The sequence below is a fragment of the Nonomuraea turcica genome, from assembly GCF_030718205.1.
Taxonomy (GTDB): Bacteria; Actinomycetota; Actinomycetes; order Streptosporangiales; family Streptosporangiaceae; genus Nonomuraea.
The window spans coordinates 269,963-287,276 of record NZ_JAUZQF010000012.1 but is presented as its reverse complement, the minus strand read 5'-3'; the positions used below and the strand labels follow the sequence as shown (position 1 = coordinate 287,276).

Here is a 17,314-nt window from a genome sequence, read left to right as displayed (position 1 = left end):
CCGCCGAACGGGCCGGCCGACCCGCAGTCAGACCGGCAAAGCTCAGAGGCGTCCCATCATGCGAAGGCGACGCCTCTGGGCGACAGGCGGAAGCGAGGTTGTCAGAGGCCGGCGGCGGTCCGCAGGGCCTCTGCACGATCGGTGGACTCCCAGGAGAAGCCCTCACGGCCGAAGTGCCCGTAGGCGGCGGTCTCGGAGTAGATCGGCCGCAGCAGGTCCAGGTCCCGGATGATCGCGGCCGGCCGCAGGTCGAACACCTGCAGCACGGCGGCCTGGATCTTCTCCACCGCCAGCTTCTCGGTGCCGAAGCACTCCACGAACAGGCCGACCGGCTGAGCCTTGCCGATCGCGTACGCCACCTGCACCTCACACCGGTCGGCCAGGCCGGCGGCCACGACGTTCTTGGCGACCCAGCGCATCGCGTACGCCGCCGAACGGTCCACCTTGGACGGGTCCTTGCCGGAGAAGGCACCGCCACCATGCCTGGCCATGCCGCCATAGGTGTCGATGATGATCTTGCGGCCGGTCAGTCCCGCGTCACCCATCGGCCCGCCGATCTCGAAGCGGCCGGTCGGGTTGACCAGCAACCGATAGCCATCGGTCTCGAGGTCGAGGTCCGCGAGCACCGGATCGACCACGTGCTCCTTGATGTCCGGCGTCAGCATCTCCTTCAGGTCGATCTCCGCCGCGTGCTGCGTCGAGACGACCACGGTGTCCAGGCGCACCGGCAGGTCACCGTCGTATTCGATCGTGACCTGCGTCTTGCCGTCCGGACGCAGGTAAGGCACCGTGCCGGACTTGCGCACCTGCGACAGCCGCTGCGCAAGCCGGTGGGCGAGCGTGATCGGCAGCGGCATGAGCTCGGGGGTCTCGCGGCAGGCGTAGCCGAACATCAGGCCCTGGTCGCCCGCGCCCTGCCGGTCGAGCTCGTCGATATCGCCGTCCACGCGGTGCTCGTAGGCGTCGTCGACGCCCTGGGCGATGTCCGGCGACTGGGCGCCGATGGACACCGACACGCCGCACGAGGCGCCGTCGAAGCCCTTGTAGGAGGCGTCGTAGCCGATCTCCAGGATCTTTTCCCGGATGACGCCGGGGATGTCGACGTAGGTCTCGGTCGTGACCTCGCCTGCGACGTGAACCTGGCCGGTAGTGATCATCGTCTCGACGGCGACCCGGCTCTTGGGGTCATCCTTGAGCATGGCGTCGAGAATCGCGTCACTGATCTGGTCGGCGATCTTGTCCGGGTGGCCCTCAGTGACCGACTCGGAGGTGAACAGGCGACGTGACAACTCAGTGGCTCCTCATGCAGCGGCTGCTGACGAATTCAAGGCCCGGACACAGAGACACATGCCAGGGCTTCGCCGAAGTCTAGCCCTACCCGGTGCCGAGTCGTGAAACCGACACTACCTCTCTCCCCGATCACAGGTCGGGGAGAGGATCGGGAGGCAGGGTCTCCGGGGCGAAGACCTCCGCGTCGGCGGCCGAGACCACCGCCGCGTACTCCTCGTCGAACTCGAACGCCACCGAGCCCAGCTCGATGATCGGCCCAGGCAGGATGGGACCCAGCCTGGTGTGCCGGGGGTACTCCGCGAACACCGACACCGGCCGGTCGCTCTTGAGCGTTCTGGTGGCCAGCACCGCTATGGACGCGTCCGTGACCACGATCAGGAAATGCCCCGTGCCCGCCGCACTTGAGGCTAAAGCCGGGAAGACGTACTGGATCTCCCCTTGATCCCCGAGCAATGTCCTACAACGATCCCTGACAGCGGAACCCACCGGCATTCTGTCCCCCTTCCAGCCAAGTATCCGCAGGCGTCCGGGGGTGTTGCAACATCTGATCGGGTAATCGGTCTTGCACTATTTGTACGATCTACGCCATATGCGTCGTACGTCGTCCGCGCTCAGCCGAGGCGTGCGGCGACCAGATCCCAGACGGCGTCGGCGACGTCCTCCTTGGGCCCTAGCGGCACCTCGACCGGCTCTGCGCCCGCGACGAGCACGGTGGCCGCGTTGTCGGGGGTGCCGAAGGCCAGCCCTTCCCCCACGCGGTTGACGACCAGCAGGTCGCAGCCTTTGCGCGCCAGCTTGGCCTGCCCGTTGGCGAGCACGTCGTGCGTCTCGGCCGCAAATCCGACGATCACCAGCGGGTATGCCTCGGACCCCGGCCCGAGCTCGGTACGGATGCTGCCGTCCGAGTGCGGAAGCGGGCGGCCACCACCGAGCGCCGCCCCGTCCGCCTCCCCCGCCCGGAGGGCGGCGTCCCGCGCCTGGCGGCGCCGGCCCAGCTCGGCCAGGATGTCGGGGTTCTTGACCAGGCGGATGGGCTCCGGCTCCGCGTCCGTCTTCTTGATCTTCGCCTCGTGCCGCGCCGCCGGCCGGAAGTCGGCCACGGCCGCGGCCATCACCACGACGTCGGCGTCGTCGGAGGCGGCCAGCACCGCCTCACGCATCTGGGCCGCCGACTCCACCCGCACCACGGTGGCCCCGGCAGGATCGGGCAGCGCGACGTTCGCTGCCACGAGCGTCACCTCGGCGCCCCGCGCGAGCGCGGTGCGGGCCAGCGCGTAACCCTGCAGGCCGGAGGATCGGTTGCCGAGGTAGCGGACCGGGTCGATCGCCTCGCGGGTGCCGCCGGCGGACACCACGATCTTGCGCTCGGCCAGGTCACGCGGCCGGCCGCGCAGCACGCGCAGGCAGACTTGGAAGATCTCGGCCGGGTCGGGCAGGCGGCCGGGTCCCGTGTCGGCGCCGGTGAGCCGCCCGACGGCCGGATCGATCACGATGGCGCCGCGCTCGCGCAGCGTCGCGACGTTGGCGCGGGTGGCGGGGTGCTGCCACATCTCGGTGTGCATCGCGGGCGCGAACACGACCGGGCACGTCGCGGTCAGCAACGTGTTGGTCAGCAGGTCGCCGGCCAGCCCGTGCGCGGCCTTGGCCAGCACGTCGGCGGTCGCGGGCGCCACCACGACGAGGTCGGCCTGCTTGCCGATCCGCACGTGGGGCACCTCGTGAACGTCGTCCCACACCTCGGCCGACACGGGGTTGCCCGACAGGGCGGCCCAGGTGGGCGCGCCCACGAACTTGAGGGCCTCGCGGGTCGGGACGACCCGCACCTCATGCCCGGACTCGGTGAACAGGCGCAGCAGCTCACACGCCTTGTAAGCGGCGATGCCGCCGCTGACGCCCAGGACGACCTTCATCGAAGGGGTCAGACCGCGCCTTCGATGGGCTCGGCGTTGAGCAGGCCCTCGGAGACCTCGCGCAGGGCGATGGACAGCGGCTTCTCCTGGGCGTGCGTCTCGACCAGCGGGCCGACGTATTCCAGCAGACCCTCGCCGAGCTGGGAGTAGTAGGCGTTGATCTGACGAGCGCGCTTGGCGCCCATGATCACCAGGGAGTATTTGCTGTCGACGATGTCGAGCAGCGCGTCGATCGGCGGGTTGGTGATGCCCTCCGGAGCCGCGGTGGTGCCTGCCACGATGGTCAGACCTCTCGTTTGGTGGTTGTCGTGACCCCCTGAGGGTCAGTCATCAAGGCTATCAGCCGGCGGCACACATCCTGGACGCTCGTGTTGACCAGCGTCAGGTCGAACTCCGATTCGGCCGCCATCTCGATCCGCCCTGCCTCCAGGCGCCGCTCGATGACGTCCTCGGGCTCGGTGCCGCGCCCGCGCAGCCGCTTCTCCAGCTCCTCCCAGGAGGGCGGGGCCAGGAACACCAGCAGCGCGTCCGGCATCGTCCTGCGCACCTGCCTGGCGCCCTCGAGGTCGATCTCGAGCACGGTGGGCACGCCCTCGGCGAGCTTCTTCAGCACGGCCTCGCGTGGTGTGCCATAGCGGTTGCCCGCGAACTCCGCCCACTCGAGCAGCTCGCCGGCCTCCACCAGCCGGTCGAACTCCTCGCCGTCGACGAAGAAGTAGTGGACCCCGTTGACCTCGCCGGGCCGGGGCCTCCTGGTGGTCACCGAGACCGACAGCCACACCTCAGAGTGTGCCCGCCGGAGCTCGGCGACGACCGTGGACTTGCCGACGCCGGACGGCCCTGAAAGGACCGTCAGGCGCCGTTCGCTCATGGGCAGGAATCCGACCTCCATCCCCGGTCCGATCGCCTCGTGGGCACTGACCTCGCCGGACCAGGACCTGTCGGTCACTTCCTACCCCCAATGAACCTGCGCTTTCGTGTGGAACAGAGATTAGCTCTCGTTGCCACCGAACTCGCGCTCGAGGGAGGCCCTCTGGTTCGCACCGAGCCCCCGCACGCGGCGGGACTCGGCAATGGCAAGCCGCTCCATGAGCTGCTTGGCGCGGACCTTGCCCACGCCAGGGAGCGATTCCAACAAAGCCGACACCTTCATCTTGCCGATGACGTCGTCGGTCTGCCCATCCTTGAGCACCTCAGCCAGAGAAACCGCGCCATGCTTGAGCCGGTTCTTGACCTCGGCACGCTCTTTACGGGCCTTGGCAGCCTTCTCCAGGGCTGCGGCGCGCTGCTCAGGGGTCAGGGGAGGAAGAGCCACGCCGGGTCACCTCGAATTTCTGTCGATGTACTCGGACGGGAAGGGAAACTAGCTGGTCATCGCCCCCTAAGCAACGTCAAGCGCGGTTTCTCTGCCCACAAAATCCACTTCATCACTCTGCGCGATCGCAAAATCACACAGTGCCGATCAAATCGCCCTCACTTCCGGATTCACGCGTCGGCGCGCGACGATGTCGCGAAACGCAACGATGATCGCATTCCAGCCATCGCCCGATGTCCGAAACCCACCCCGGACCAGGCCCGAAATCTCGATCAAGGCTTGCGGACGATGCATGTGGATCTTGCCTTCGAGACCCGCTATGATCTTGCACGCGGGGCCCGTGGCGACCCCGCGACGCCTTGTCGCATCACCACGGCGTCGGTCAAGGACGCGTTCGTCACGGCGAGCACCGCGTGAGCCTTCACGACCGGCCATGACAGACGGCAACGGGGTACGGCGCGTGCGGGCAAGGTGGCTTGCCGTAAAAGATCTTCTGCCCAGTACGGCCGGCACCCCGCTGACGAACCCCGGCACGCGACGACCGCGCCTCCGAGGCGCGGAACACCGCTTGCCATGGGAAAGATCGACGTGCCGTGGGAAGGATCGACGCGCCCGGCGAGGCCCGGTCGCGCACGGCACCCAGAGGCACGCACAACGCCCGGACCGCGTCCGGCTGATGCGGACGAAGCCGGTGCCGGGTCAGGTGCCGGGTCAGGACGCGCGGCGGAGGGAGGCGGCGATGGCGGCGGCCGTGGCGCCCGGGTCCGGGGAGCCCGTGATGGGGCGGCCGATGACGAGCAGGTCGGCGCCGTCCGCCAGTGCCCGCTCAGGCGTGGCCACCCGCATCTGGTCCTGCGTGGCCGCCCCCGCGGGCCGCACGCCGGGCGTGATGAGCGTGATGCCGCCCCCCACCTCGGCCCGCACCGCCGACACCTCGTTGGGCGAGCACACGAGCGCCGTGGCGCCCGCCTCCACCGACAGGGTGGCCAGGCGGCGCACCGCGTCGTCGGCGGGGCCGAGGAGCCCGATGCGGCCCAGGTCGGCCTCGGTGAGCGAGGTCAGGATCGTCACCGCGGCGATCTTGGTGTGGGGCGCGGATTCCACGGCGGCCCGGATCATGGCGGGCCCGCCGGCCGCGTGGACCGTGAGGATCGACGGCCGCAGCCGGGCGACGGCCCGGGCGGCGCCGGCGACGGTGTTCGGGATGTCGTGCAGCTTGAGGTCGAGGAACACCTGCACGCCGCTGGCGCCCCGCACGGAGGCGATCACGTCGGGGCCGTAGCGCAGGTAGAGCTCCAGGCCCACCTTCACCGTGCTGACATGGGGTGTCACGAGGGCCGCCCAGTGGGCGGCGGTCTCCAGGTCAGGAGCGTCGAGGGCGACGGCGATGGGTGCGGGAGTCAAGAGGTGCTCTCCTCGGTGTCGACGAGCAGGTGCCGGGGAGCGCTCCCCGGCGGCCGGTGGGCCAGCCCCACGGCGTCGGCGAGCCGCTGGAGCCCGCGAGCCCTCAGCAGGTCCTCCAGCTCGCGTTCGATGCGCAGGCACGCGTACGGGTCGTGGAACAGCGCGGTGCCCACACCGACCACACAGGCGCCCGCCAGCACGAGCTGGAAGGCGTCCCTGCCGCTCATCACCCCGCCGATGCCGATCAGCGGCACCCCGGGCAGCGCGGCGTGGACCTGCCACACGCACCGGACGGCCAGCGGCAGGACGGCGGGCCCGGACAGCCCGCCGGTGACGGCGGCGAGCGAGGGCCGCAGCGTCTCGGTGTCGATGGCCATGCCCAGCGGATTGTTGATCATGGAGAGCGCGTCCGCGCCGGCGTCCACGCAGGCCCGCGCCACCGCGACGATGTCGGCCACGTCGGGCGCGAGCTTGGCCACGACCGGCACGTCGTAGCGCATGATGGAGCGCACGGAGGCGATCACCTCGGCCGCCGAGCTGCCCTCGCGGGCGAAGACCCGGCCGCGGTCCTCCATGTTCGGGCAGGAGAGATTGACCTCCAGCGCGGTCACTCCGGGCGCGTCGGCCAGTCTGCGGGCCAGCTCGGAGTATTCGGCGACGGTGCCGCCGCCGATGGACACGATGGTCTTGATCCCGCGCTGGGCCAGCCAGGGCAGCTCCCGCTCCAGGAACACCTCGATGCCCGGTCCCTGCAGCCCCACGGCGTTGAGCATGCCCGACGGCGTCTCGGCCATGCGCGGCGTGGGCCGCCCGGCGCGCGGCGCCATGGTGATCGAGCGGGTGGTGAGCGCCCCGAGCCGGTGCAGGTCGAAGAACTGGGCGAGCTCCCGCCCGGAGGAGGCGCATCCGGCGGCCGTGGTGATCGGGTTCGCCAGCTCCACATGCGCCAGAAATGTCCGCATATCAACCGACATGTCGTACACCGCCTCCGGGGGCGCCGAGCGCGTCGAACGGGATCGTTCCCACGTCCTCGAACCGCACCCGCTCCCCCCGGAACACCGGCCCCTCAGCGCATGCCCGGACCATCCTGGTGGCCCCGTCGTCCCCGATGACCGGGATCACGCACGTCATGCACACCCCGATGCCACAGGCCATCTGCTCCTCGACCGCCACTTGCACCGGAATGTCGAACTCCATCCCCACCGCCGTCACGGCCCGCAGCGTCTCCATGGGCGCGCAGGCATAGACGGCGTCGGCCCGCGTGTCGGCGATCACCGACGGCAGCGCGTCGGTGACCTTGCCGCGCAGCCCGAGCGAGCCGTCCTCGGTCGTCAGCGTGGTGGTCTCGGCGATCCTGCGGGCCCGCATGGCGCCGAAGACCCGCTCGGCCCCGGCCCCGCCCAGCACGAAGTCCACTCGGCAGCCCCGCGCCAGCAGCGCGTCAGCCAGCGGGAAGAGCACGGCGGAGCCGTACTCGGAGCCGACCAGGACGCAGTGGACGGGGTCGCGCGGCAGCGGAAAGGGCCGGCCGAGCGGCCCGACCAGGTCGAGCGTGTCGCGGGCGCGCCGCTCGGCCAGCCAGGCCGTGCCGCGCCCGCCGGCGGTGAAGACGAGCTCGACCGTGCCGCCGTAGTCGGACTTGACGTCGTGGATGGAGAACGCGCGGCGCGTCACCATCGACGTGTGGGCCCCGCCGACGGCCACGGAGACGAAGTGACCGGGGCGGAAGCGCTCGGCTATGCCGGGCGCCACCACCGTCAGCGCATGGTAGGCGTCGACCCGGCGCGTCGTCAGCACCGTGCCCGTCACCTGCACCGGAGTGCCGGCCAGTCGTCTTCACCTCCCGTGCGGTGTCAGCCCCGCAGCGCCTGCGCGTGCTCCTGGAGAGACCGTACGCCGACGTCGCCGCGCACGATGGCCTGGATGCCCGCCGCCGCCGCGGCGAGTCCCGCCACCGTGGTGATGCACGGAACGCCGCGCAGCACGGCCGCGGTGCGGATGTCGTAGCCGTCGAGGCGCGGCCCCGACTGCCCCGGGCTGCCGAAGGGCGTGTTGATGATCAGGTCGACCTCGCCGTCGAGGATGGCTTGCACGCTCGTACGCTCACCTCCGGGCCCGGGCCCCTCGCTCTGCTTTCGCACGATCTTGGCATGGACGCCGTTGCGGCGCAGCACCTCGGCCGTGCCCTCGGTGGCGAGGATCTCGAAGCCCAGATCCGCGAGCGCCTTCACCGGGAAGATCATCGCACGCTTGTCGCGGTTGGCCACGGATACGAACGCGCGTCCCTTCGTGGGAAGTTCTCCGTAGGCGCCGGCCTGCGACTTGGCGTAGGCGATCCCGAAGAACTCGTCGATGCCCATGACCTCGCCCGTGGAGCGCATCTCCGGCCCCAGGACGATGTCCACGCCGTGGAACCGGTTGAACGGCAGCACCGCCTCCTTGACCGCGATGGACGCGTCCATGGGCAGCGTGCCGCCGTCGCCGGTGGCCGGCAGCATGCCCTCCTCGCGCAGCTCGGCGATCGTGGTGCCGAGCATCACCCGGGCCGCCGCCTTGGCCAGCGGCACCGCCGTGGCCTTGGACACGAACGGCACGGTGCGGGATGCCCGCGGGTTGGCCTCCAGGACGTAGAGGACGCCGGCGGACATGGCGTACTGGACGTTGAGCAGCCCGCGTACGCCCACCCCGCGGGCGATGGCCTCGGTGGCGGCGCGGATGCGCTTGATGTCGTGGCTGCCGAGCGTGATGGGCGGCAGCGCGCACGCGGAGTCGCCGGAGTGGATCCCGGCCTCCTCGATGTGCTCCATGACGCCGCCGAGATAGAGCTCGGAGCCGTCGTAGAGAGCGTCGACGTCGATCTCGATGGCCTCGTCGAGGAACTTGTCGACCAGCACCGGGTGGCCGCCCTCCTGGGCCGCCATGTAGGTGGTGAGCGTCTCGTCGTCGTACACGATGGCCATACCGGCCCCGCCCAGCACGTAGGACGGGCGTACGAGCACGGGGTAGCCGATCTCGTCGGCGATCTCGAGCGCCTCGGCCACGGTCAGCGCGGTGCCGTGCTTGGGCGCGGGCAGGCCCGCCTCGGCCAGCACCCGCCCGAACGCGCCGCGTTCCTCGGCCAGGTGGATGGACTCCGGCGAGGTGCCCACCACGGGCACGCCGGCGTCCTTGAGCGCCTGCGCCAGGCCCAGCGGCGTCTGGCCGCCGAGCTGCACGATCACGCCCGCGATCGGTCCGGTCTGCTGCTCGGCGTGCACCACCTCCAGGACGTCCTCCAGGGTGAGCGGCTCGAAGTAGAGCCGGTCGGAGGTGTCGTAGTCGGTGGAGACCGTCTCGGGGTTGCAGTTGACCATGACGGTCTCGAACCCGGCCCTGGCCAGCTCGAACGAGGCGTGCACGCACGCGTAGTCGAACTCGATGCCCTGCCCGATGCGGTTGGGCCCGGAGCCGAGGATGATGACCTTCTGCCGCTCCCCGTAGGGGACCTCGCTCTCCTCGTCGTAGGTCGAGTAGAGGTAGGGGGTTTTGGCGGCGAACTCGGCGGCGCAGGTGTCCACGGTGTTGTAGACCGGCCGCAGGCCCAGCGCGTGCCGCAGGTCGCGCACCCGCGCCTCGTCGATGCCGCGGATCTCACCGATCTGGGCGTCGCTGAAGCCGTGGTGCTTGGCCCGCTGGAGCACCTCGGCGGTGAGCTCGGCCGCCTCCGCGACCTCTCGCGCCTCCTCGTCGAGCAGGAAGAGCTGGTCGATGAACCACGGGTCGACGTTGGTCGCCTCGAAGAGCTCCTCGGGCGTGGCGCCGGCGCGGATGGCCTGCTGCATGGTGCGCAGCCGCCCGTCGTGCGGGGTGCGGCACGCCTCCAGCAGCTCGTCCTTGGCGCCGGGGTCACCCACCCAGGTGAAGGACGAGTCCTTCTTCTCCAGCGACCGCAGCGCCTTCTGCAGCGCCTCGGGGAAGGACCGGCCGATGGCCATGGCCTCGCCGACCGACTTCATGTGCGTGGTGAGCGTCTGGTCGGCCCCGCGGAACTTCTCGAACGCGAAGCGCGGCACCTTGACCACGATGTAGTCGAGCGTCGGCTCGAAGGAGGCCGGGGTCTCCTTGGTGATGTCGTTGGGGATCTCGTCGAGTGTGTAGCCGATGGCCAGCTTGGCCGCGATCTTCGCGATCGGGAAGCCGGTGGCCTTGGAGGCCAGCGCCGAAGACCGGGACACGCGCGGGTTCATCTCGATGACGATCATGCGGCCGGTGCTCGGGTCCACCGCGAACTGGATGTTGCAGCCGCCGGTGTCCACGCCGACCTCGCGGATCACCGCGATGGCGACGTCGCGCATGTTCTGGTATTCGCGGTCGGTCAGGGTCAGCGCGGGCGCGACGGTGACGCTGTCGCCGGTGTGCACGCCCATCGGGTCGATGTTCTCGATGGAGCACACGATGACCACGTTGTCGTGCTTGTCGCGCATGACCTCGAGCTCGTACTCCTTCCACCCGAGGATCGACTCCTCCAGGAGCACCTCGGTGGTCGGCGAGGCGTCGAGCCCGGACCCGGCGATGCGCCGCAGGTCCGTCTCGTTGTAGGCGAATCCCGAGCCGGCGCCGCCCATCGTGAACGACGGCCGGACGACCAGCGGGTAGCCCAGCTCGCCCGCGGCGGCCAGGACCTCGTCCATCGAGTGGCAGATCAGCGACCTGGCCGACTCGGCGTTGAGCCCGTGCTCGCGGGCGACCTTGGCGACGATCTCCTTGAACCGCTCGCGGTTCTCGCCCGCCTGGATCGCGTCGAAGTCGGCGCCGATCAGCTCGACCTCGTACTTCTCCAGCACGCCCGACTCGTGCAGCGCGACCGCCGTGTTGAGCGCGGTCTGGCCGCCCAGCGTCGGCAGCAGCGCGTCGGGCCGCTCCTTGGCGATGATCTTCTCGACGAACTCGGGGGTGATCGGCTCGACGTAGGTGGCGTCGGCGAACTCGGGGTCCGTCATGATCGTCGCCGGGTTGCTGTTGACCAGGATGACGCGGAAGCCCTCGTCCCGCAGCACCCGGCACGCCTGGGTGCCCGAGTAGTCGAACTCGCACGCCTGGCCGATCACGATCGGCCCCGACCCGATCACCAGGACCGACCTGATGTCCTCACGCTTGGGCACGGCTCATGACCTCACAGAACTCATCGAAAAGGTAGGCGGCGTCGTGTGGGCCTGCCGCGGCCTCCGGGTGGTATTGGACGCTGAAGGCCCGCCCGTCGAGCAGGCGCAGCCCTTCCACGCAGCGGTCGTTGAGGTTGACGTGGCTGACCTCGGCCGGCCCGTACGGGGTGTCGAACGGCCCGCCGAGCGGCGCGTCCACCGCGAACCCGTGGTTGTGCGCCGAGATCTCCACCTTCCCGGTCCGCACGTCCTGCACCGGCTGGTTGACGCCGCGGTGCCCGTAGCGCAGCTTGTAGGTCGACAGTCCCAGGGCCCTGCCGAAGATCTGGTTGCCGAAGCAGATCCCGAAGAACGGCACCCTGGCCTCCAGCACCTTCCGCAGGGCGGAGACGTCCACGGTGGCCGGGTCGCCGGGCCCGTTGGACAGGAACACCCCGTCCGGCTCGACCGCCATGATCTGCTCGAACGTGGCGTCCGCCGGCAGCACGTGCACCTCGCAGCCGCGCTCGGCCATCCGGTGCGGCGTCATGCCCTTGATGCCGAGGTCCACGGCGGCGACGGTGAACTTCTTCTCCCCGATCGCCGGGACGACGTAGGGCTCGGTGGTGGACACCTCAGGGGCCAGCGCGGCTCCCTCCATCCGGGGCGACTGCCGCACCCGCTCCACGAGCTCCTCGACCGGCTCGCTGGGCGCGGTGAAGATGCCGGCGCGCATGGCGCCGCGCTCGCGCAGGTGGCGGGTGAGCGCGCGGGTGCCGGAGATGGCGATGCCGACGACGCCCTGCTCCTTGAGGTAGTCGTCCAGCGAGCGGTTGGCCCGCCAGTTGGAGACGATCCTGGACGGCTCGCGCACGACGTAACCGGCCACCCAGACCTGCCGGGACTCGGGGTCCTCGTCGTTGACGCCCGTGTTGCCGATGTGCGGCGCCGTCATGGCGACGATCTGCCGGTGGTAGGAGGGGTCGGTGAGGGTCTCCTGATAGCCGGTCATGCCGGTGTTGAAGACCATCTCGCCGAACGTCTCGCCGTCGGCGCCGTATGGAGATCCGTGGAAGACGCGGCCGTCTTCCAGGACGAGCACCGCTGTGTTCAAACCAGCTTCCCTTCGAGTACGGTCGGCCTGCCGCGCAGGAACGTGGCCACCACCCGACCGGGCAACGTCATCCCCTCGTACGGGGTGTTCCTGCTCTTCGACGCGAAGGCGGACGGGTCCACCTCGGTGCGCACGGACGGGTCGTAGAGCGTGATGTTGGCCGGGGCCCCGGCCTCCAGCGGCTGCCCCTGCCCGGCCAGGCGGCCGATGCGCGCGGGCGTGACGGACATGCGCTGGGCGAGGCCCGCCCAGTCCAGCAGCCCGGTCTCGACCATGGCCTCCTGGACCACGCTCAGCGCGGTCTCCAGGCCTACCATGCCCATGGCCGCGGCCGACCACTCGGTCTCCTTGTCCTCGACCGGGTGGGGCGCGTGGTCGGTGGCGACGATGTCGATCGTGCCGTCGGCCAGCGCGGCGCGCAGCGCCTCGACGTCGGCGCGGGTGCGCAGCGGCGGGTTGACCTTGTAGATCGGGTTGTACGCGCCCACCGGCGACTCCTCGACGAGGTCGTCGGTGAGCAGCAGGTGGTGCGGGGTGACCTCGGCCGTGACGTTCCAGCCCTTGGACTTGGCCCAGCGGATGATCTCGACCGAGCCAGCGGTGGACAGGTGGCAGACGTGCAGCCGGGAGCCGACGTGGGCGGCCAGCAGGCAGTCGCGGGCGATGATCGCCTCCTCGGCGACCGCGGGCCAGCCGGTCAGGCCGAGCCTGCCGGAGACGTCGCCCTCGTTCATCTGGGCGCCCTCGGTCAGCCGGGGCTCCTGGGCGTGCTGGGCGACGACGCCGTCGAACGCCTTGACGTACTCCAAGGCGCGGCGCATCAGCACCGCGTCGTCCACGCACTTGCCGTCGTCGGAGAAGACCCGCACGCGGGCGGCCGAGTCGGCCATCGCGCCCAGCTCGGCCAGGTTCCTGCCCTGCAGGCCGACGGTGACGGCGCCGACCGGATGCACGTCGCAGTGCCCGAACTCGCGCCCGAGCCGCCACACCTGCTCCACAACGCCGGCGGTGTCGGCGACGGGCGAGGTGTTGGCCATGGCGTGCACGGCGGTGTAGCCGCCGCGGGCCGCCGACTGCGTGCCGGTCTGCACGGTCTCGGCGTCCTCCCGCCCCGGCTCGCGCAGGTGCGTGTGCAGGTCGACCAGCCCGGGCAGCGCGATGGCACCCCGGCCGTCGACCACGAGATCGTCTCCGGCACCATCCACGGCGCCCCCGCCACCGTCCCTAGGACGGTCACCACTGATCGCGTCCGCCTGGGCCCCGGCAGGGATGATCGCGGCGATCACCCCATGAGCGACCCGGATGTCAACGAGCTCCCCGCCCAGAATCCGGACATTCTTGATGATCATGCGCTCTCTCCCCCGAGCAGCAGGTACAGGACGGCCATGCGGATGGTCACGCCGTTGGCGACCTGCTCCACGATCGTCGACCGCGCCGAGTCGGCCACCTCGGCGGCGATCTCCATCCCCCGGTTCATCGGCCCGGGGTGCATGACGATCGCCTCGTCCGGCATCTTGGCGAACCGCTCCCGATCCAGCCCGTAGCGCCGCGAGTATTCACGCTCAGAAGGGAAGTACGCGGCGTTCATCCGCTCCTTCTGTACCCGCAGCATCATCACCGCGTCCGACTTGGGCAGCACCGCGTCGAGGTCGTAGGACACCTCGCACGGCCAGCTCCCCACGGAGACGGGCAGCAGCGTCGGCGGGGCCACCAGCGTGACCTCGGCGCCGAGCGTGTTGAGCAGCAGCACGTTGGAGCGCGCGACCCGGCTGTGCAGGACGTCGCCGACGATCGTGACCTTGCGCCCTTCGAGCCCGCCCAGGCGGCGGCGCATCGAGAAGGCGTCGAGCAGCGCCTGCGTGGGGTGCTCGTGGGTGCCGTCGCCGGCGTTGACGACGCTGCCGCGCACCCAGGTGGCCAGGCGGTGCGGCGCGCCGGAGGCGCTGTGGCGGATGACGACCGCGTCGGCGCCCATGGCCTCGAGGGTGAGCGCGGTGTCCTTGAGCGACTCGCCCTTGGACACGCTCGACCCCTTGGCCGAGAAGTTGATCACATCGGCGGACAGCCTCTTGGCCGCCGCCTCGAACGAGATGCGCGTCCGCGTGGAGTCCTCGAAGAACAGGTTGACCACGGTGCGGCCGCGCAGCGTCGGCAGTTTCTTGATGGACCGTTCCGTCACCCTCGCCAGCTCCTCGGCGGTGTCGAGGATGAGCAGCGCGTCGTCCTTGGTGAGGTCGCCCGCGGAGATCAGATGGCGTTTCACCTGGCGTCCCCCTTCATGAGCAGCACGGCGTCGCGCCCGTCGATCTCCTGCAGGTAGACCTTGACCTTCTCGCTCTTGGCCGTGGGGAGGTTTTTACCGACGTAGTCGGCGCGGATGGGCAGCTCGCGATGGCCGCGGTCGACCAGGGTGGCGAGCTGGACGGCGGTGGGGCGGCCGAGGTCGTTGAGCGCGTCCAGGGCGGCCCGCACGGTGCGGCCGGAGTAGAGGACGTCGTCGACGAGGACGACGACCTTGTCGTCGATGCCGTCCGGCGGCAGCTCGGTGCGGCCGAGCGGCCGGGCCGGCTTGAGCCGCAGGTCGTCGCGGTACATCGTGATGTCGATCGAGCCGACGGGGATCTTGACGCCTTCGAACTGCTCGATGCGGTCGCCGAGCCGGCGGGCCAGCGTGGCGCCGCGGGTCGGGATGCCGAGGAGGACGACGTCGCCTGCGCCCTTGGTGCGCTCGAGGATCTCGTGCGCGATGCGGGTCAGCGCCCGGTGGACGTCCGGGGCTTCCAGGACGGCCCTGGAATCGGACATGGGAGTGGACACGGCGAAGCTCACCACCTTTCCCGCCTCACGGGACGGGTCTTAAAAGGGTGTTGGTCGGGACACACAGTACCAGGGGCTACCAGCCACAATGCGAGAGCCCTCCCGTGGCGCCCTGCGGTCGCCCGGGTAGATGAGGCCTTCCGGAGGGGATACCGCAAGGATGACATTCCACGTCGATTCGGAGGTCGGGCGGCTGCGGCAGGTCCTCCTCCACAAGCCCGATCTGGCGCTCAAGCGGCTGACGCCGGCGAACAAGGACGCGTTCCTGTTCGACGACGTGCTGTGGGTGCAGCGCGCCATGGAGGAGCACGAGGAGTTCCAGCAGGTGCTGCGTGAGCGGGGCATCACGGTCCACTTGCTGGACGTCCTGCTGCGGGAGACGGTCGACATTCCCGAGGCCCGCAAGCACATCCTCGACGCGGTCGTCGACGAGCGATGGCTGGGCCCGGTGGGGATCGACGACGTCCGCAACACGCTCGACGCCATGGACGCGGCGACGCTGCAGCTCTACCTGACCGGCGGCATCACCAAGAGGGAGCTGGCCGAGCGGGGCTGCGACCCCCAGTCTGTGACATTCCACACCATGGGGGACGACGACTTCATCCTGCCACCGCTACCCAACCACCTGTTCACCCGCGACACCTCCTGCTGGGTGTACGACGGCGTGTCGATCAACGCGATGCGGAAGAAGGCCCGCATGCGGGAGACGGTCAACATGGAGGCCGTCTACATGTATCACCCGACGTTCGCCGCCGGGTTCAACCGGCCGGAGCACGGCGGCTTCCACTGCTGGATGCCCGGGCACGCGGTCGCGCCGGCGACCATGGAGGGCGGCGACGTGCTCGTCATCGGGCGCGGCGCGGTGCTGATCGGGATCAGCGAGCGCACCCAGCCGCAGGCGGTCGAGATGTTCGCGCAGCAGCTGTTCAGTGCCGGCTCGGCACGCAAGATCGTGGCGCTGGACATGCCGAAGGCGCGGGCGTTCATGCATCTCGACACCGTGATGACGATGCTCGACGTGGGCGTGTTCACCAAGTACGCCGGCCTGGGCATGCTGCCGGCGTACACCATCGAGCCCGGCGGCACCCACAAGGAGCTCAAGTTCACCGACCATCCGCCGCGCGACATGCACAAAGCCATCGCCCACGCCCTGGACATGGCCGACATCACGGTGCTCACCGCGACGCAGGACGTACGGGCCGCGGCGCGCGAGCAGTGGGACGACGGGTGCAACGGGCTGGCGCTGGAGCCCGGCGTGGTCGTCGCCTACGAGCGCAACACCACCACGAACAACTACCTGCGCGACAACGGCATCGAGGTCATCACGATCAGGGGCAGCGAGCTCGGCCGGGGGCGCGGCGGGCCGCGCTGCATGAGCTGCCCGCTCGAACGGGACGGGATCTGACGATGCGGGTCATCGTCGCGCTGGGCGGCAACGCGGTGCTCAAGCGCGGCCAGCAGCCGGACGCCGACGTGCAGATCGCCAACGTGCGCACGGCCGTCAAGACGCTCGCCCGGCTGGCGGGCGAGCACGAGCTGGTCATCACCCACGGGAACGGCCCTCAGGTGGGCCTGCTGGCGCTGCAGAGCGCCGCCGACCCGAACCTGACCAGGCCCTACCCGTTCGACACGCTCGGCGCGCAGACGCAGGGCATGATCGGCTACTGGATGCAGCAGGCGCTGCAGAACGCGCTGCCGGGCCGGCAGGTCCTCGCCGTGGTCACGCAGACGCTGGTGACGGCCGTGGACCCGGCTTTCGAGGACCCGGCCAAGTTCGTCGGCCCCGTCTACGACCGGGAGGAGGCGGAGAAGCTGGCCGCCGAGCGCGGCTGGACGGTCAAGCAGGACGGCCGGCACTGGCGGCGGGTGGTGCCCTCCCCCGCGCCGCGCCGGATCGTCGAGACCCGGCTGATCCACAAACTCATCCGTGAGGGCGTGATCGTGATCTGCGCGGGCGGCGGCGGCATCCCCGTCGTCCGGGACGAGCGCGGCCGGTTGAGCGGCGTCGAGGCGGTCGTGGACAAGGATCTGACCGCGTCGGTGCTGGCCGAGGCGCTGGAGTGCGACGCGTTCCTCAGCCTGACCGACGTGCCGCGGGTGCTGCGGGGCTTCGGGACACCGCACGAGAGCGAGATCGCCCACACCACGCCGCACGAGCTGCGGGCGCTGGAGTTCCCGGCCGGGTCGATGGGGCCGAAGGTGGAGGCGGCGTGCCGGTTCGTGGAGACGACCGGCGACATGGCCGCCATCGGGCGGCTGGACGAGGCCGAGCGCATACTCGGCGGCTCAGCGGGAACGATCGTCACACCGAACGGCAGGTGGCCGCTGACGAGCACGTTGTAGG

At 70.3% G+C, this 17,314-nt stretch carries 16 protein-coding genes; 2 read left to right on the top strand and 14 right to left on the bottom strand.

What is annotated here, in order from left to right:
• Nucleotides 1-101: 101 nt before the first annotated feature.
• The 14 genes from metK to pyrR all read right to left on the bottom strand — a co-directional run bounded on the left by metK (nucleotide 102) and on the right by pyrR (nucleotide 14,958).
• The gene (metK, locus tag Q9G87_RS30705; protein WP_305919989.1) at nucleotides 102-1,289 is read right to left on the bottom strand and encodes a methionine adenosyltransferase; all 1,188 of its coding nucleotides are present in this window, start codon (nucleotides 1,287-1,289) and stop codon (nucleotides 102-104) included.
• A gap of 130 nt (nucleotides 1,290-1,419) precedes the next feature.
• Nucleotides 1,420-1,743, bottom strand: a complete 324-nt coding sequence (locus Q9G87_RS30700) for a hypothetical protein (protein ID WP_305919988.1) — start codon at nucleotides 1,741-1,743, stop codon at nucleotides 1,420-1,422.
• 158 nt (nucleotides 1,744-1,901) lie between these two features.
• The gene (coaBC, locus tag Q9G87_RS30695; RefSeq protein ID WP_305919987.1) at nucleotides 1,902-3,200 is read right to left on the bottom strand and encodes a bifunctional phosphopantothenoylcysteine decarboxylase/phosphopantothenate--cysteine ligase CoaBC; all 1,299 of its coding nucleotides are present in this window, start codon (nucleotides 3,198-3,200) and stop codon (nucleotides 1,902-1,904) included.
• A gap of 8 nt (nucleotides 3,201-3,208) precedes the next feature.
• Nucleotides 3,209-3,478 carry a DNA-directed RNA polymerase subunit omega gene (gene rpoZ / locus Q9G87_RS30690; RefSeq protein WP_305919986.1) on the bottom strand — a complete coding sequence of 90 codons (270 nt, stop codon included), beginning with the start codon at nucleotides 3,476-3,478 and terminating at the stop codon, nucleotides 3,209-3,211.
• A 5-nt stretch (nucleotides 3,479-3,483) separates the two neighbouring features.
• Nucleotides 3,484-4,092, bottom strand: coding sequence for a guanylate kinase (gmk, locus tag Q9G87_RS30685; protein ID WP_305920064.1), 609 nt, complete (start codon nucleotides 4,090-4,092; stop codon nucleotides 3,484-3,486).
• A 99-nt stretch (nucleotides 4,093-4,191) separates the two neighbouring features.
• Nucleotides 4,192-4,515, bottom strand: coding sequence for an integration host factor, actinobacterial type (gene mihF / locus Q9G87_RS30680; RefSeq protein ID WP_020541698.1), 324 nt, complete (start codon nucleotides 4,513-4,515; stop codon nucleotides 4,192-4,194).
• Between the two features lie 711 nt (nucleotides 4,516-5,226).
• The gene (gene pyrF, locus Q9G87_RS30675; protein WP_305919985.1) at nucleotides 5,227-5,919 is read right to left on the bottom strand and encodes an orotidine-5'-phosphate decarboxylase; all 693 of its coding nucleotides are present in this window, start codon (nucleotides 5,917-5,919) and stop codon (nucleotides 5,227-5,229) included.
• Entirely contained in the window at nucleotides 5,916-6,893 is a 978-nt protein-coding gene (locus tag Q9G87_RS30670) for a dihydroorotate dehydrogenase (RefSeq protein WP_305919984.1), read from the bottom strand. The genes pyrF and Q9G87_RS30670 overlap by 4 nt, the downstream gene beginning before the upstream one ends.
• Nucleotides 6,883-7,749 (bottom strand): dihydroorotate dehydrogenase electron transfer subunit, encoded by an 867-nt coding sequence (locus tag Q9G87_RS30665; protein ID WP_371825856.1) that lies wholly within the window; start codon nucleotides 7,747-7,749, stop codon nucleotides 6,883-6,885. Before Q9G87_RS30665 ends, Q9G87_RS30670 begins: the two co-directional genes overlap by 11 nt.
• A gap of 23 nt (nucleotides 7,750-7,772) precedes the next feature.
• The gene (carB, locus tag Q9G87_RS30660; RefSeq protein ID WP_305919982.1) at nucleotides 7,773-11,060 is read right to left on the bottom strand and encodes a carbamoyl-phosphate synthase large subunit; all 3,288 of its coding nucleotides are present in this window, start codon (nucleotides 11,058-11,060) and stop codon (nucleotides 7,773-7,775) included.
• A complete protein-coding gene (gene carA, locus Q9G87_RS30655) occupies nucleotides 11,047-12,153 on the bottom strand; it encodes a glutamine-hydrolyzing carbamoyl-phosphate synthase small subunit (RefSeq protein ID WP_305919981.1) in 1,107 nt (368 codons plus the stop codon). Before carA ends, carB begins: the two co-directional genes overlap by 14 nt.
• Nucleotides 12,150-13,502 (bottom strand): dihydroorotase, encoded by a 1,353-nt coding sequence (locus Q9G87_RS30650; protein WP_305919980.1) that lies wholly within the window; start codon nucleotides 13,500-13,502, stop codon nucleotides 12,150-12,152. The genes carA and Q9G87_RS30650 overlap by 4 nt, the downstream gene beginning before the upstream one ends.
• Nucleotides 13,499-14,416 carry an aspartate carbamoyltransferase catalytic subunit gene (locus Q9G87_RS30645; protein ID WP_305919979.1) on the bottom strand — a complete coding sequence of 306 codons (918 nt, stop codon included), beginning with the start codon at nucleotides 14,414-14,416 and terminating at the stop codon, nucleotides 13,499-13,501. The genes Q9G87_RS30650 and Q9G87_RS30645 overlap by 4 nt, the downstream gene beginning before the upstream one ends.
• A complete protein-coding gene (gene pyrR, locus Q9G87_RS30640; protein ID WP_305920063.1) occupies nucleotides 14,413-14,958 on the bottom strand; it encodes a bifunctional pyr operon transcriptional regulator/uracil phosphoribosyltransferase PyrR in 546 nt (181 codons plus the stop codon). Before pyrR ends, Q9G87_RS30645 begins: the two co-directional genes overlap by 4 nt.
• 172 nt (nucleotides 14,959-15,130) lie before the next feature.
• Here pyrR and Q9G87_RS30635 point away from each other — a divergent pair, with 172 nt between their 5' ends.
• Complete coding sequence (locus Q9G87_RS30635; RefSeq protein ID WP_305919978.1) at nucleotides 15,131-16,375, top strand: arginine deiminase; 1,245 nt, start codon at nucleotides 15,131-15,133, stop codon at nucleotides 16,373-16,375.
• Between the two features lie 2 nt (nucleotides 16,376-16,377).
• The gene (gene arcC, locus Q9G87_RS30630) at nucleotides 16,378-17,313 is read left to right on the top strand and encodes a carbamate kinase (RefSeq protein ID WP_305919977.1); all 936 of its coding nucleotides are present in this window, start codon (nucleotides 16,378-16,380) and stop codon (nucleotides 17,311-17,313) included.
• Nucleotide 17,314 lies beyond the last annotated feature (1 nt).

Bases quoted from the DNA above. Each gene is read 5' to 3' on its own strand.
- coaBC (WP_305919987.1), bottom strand. From the start codon at position 3,200: ATGAAGGTCGTCCTGGGCGTCAGCGGCGGCATCGCCGCTTACAAGGCG.
- gmk (WP_305920064.1), bottom strand. From the start codon at position 4,092: ATGGAGGTCGGATTCCTGCCCATGAGCGAACGGCGCCTGACGGTCCTT.
- Q9G87_RS30670 (WP_305919984.1), bottom strand. From the start codon at position 6,893: ATGTCGGTTGATATGCGGACATTTCTGGCGCATGTGGAGCTGGCGAAC.
- Q9G87_RS30650 (WP_305919980.1), bottom strand. From the start codon at position 13,502: ATGATCATCAAGAATGTCCGGATTCTGGGCGGGGAGCTCGTTGACATC.
- pyrR (WP_305920063.1), bottom strand. From the start codon at position 14,958: ATGTCCGATTCCAGGGCCGTCCTGGAAGCCCCGGACGTCCACCGGGCG.
- Q9G87_RS30635 (WP_305919978.1), top strand. From the start codon at position 15,131: ATGACATTCCACGTCGATTCGGAGGTCGGGCGGCTGCGGCAGGTCCTC.
- arcC (WP_305919977.1), top strand. From the start codon at position 16,378: ATGCGGGTCATCGTCGCGCTGGGCGGCAACGCGGTGCTCAAGCGCGGC.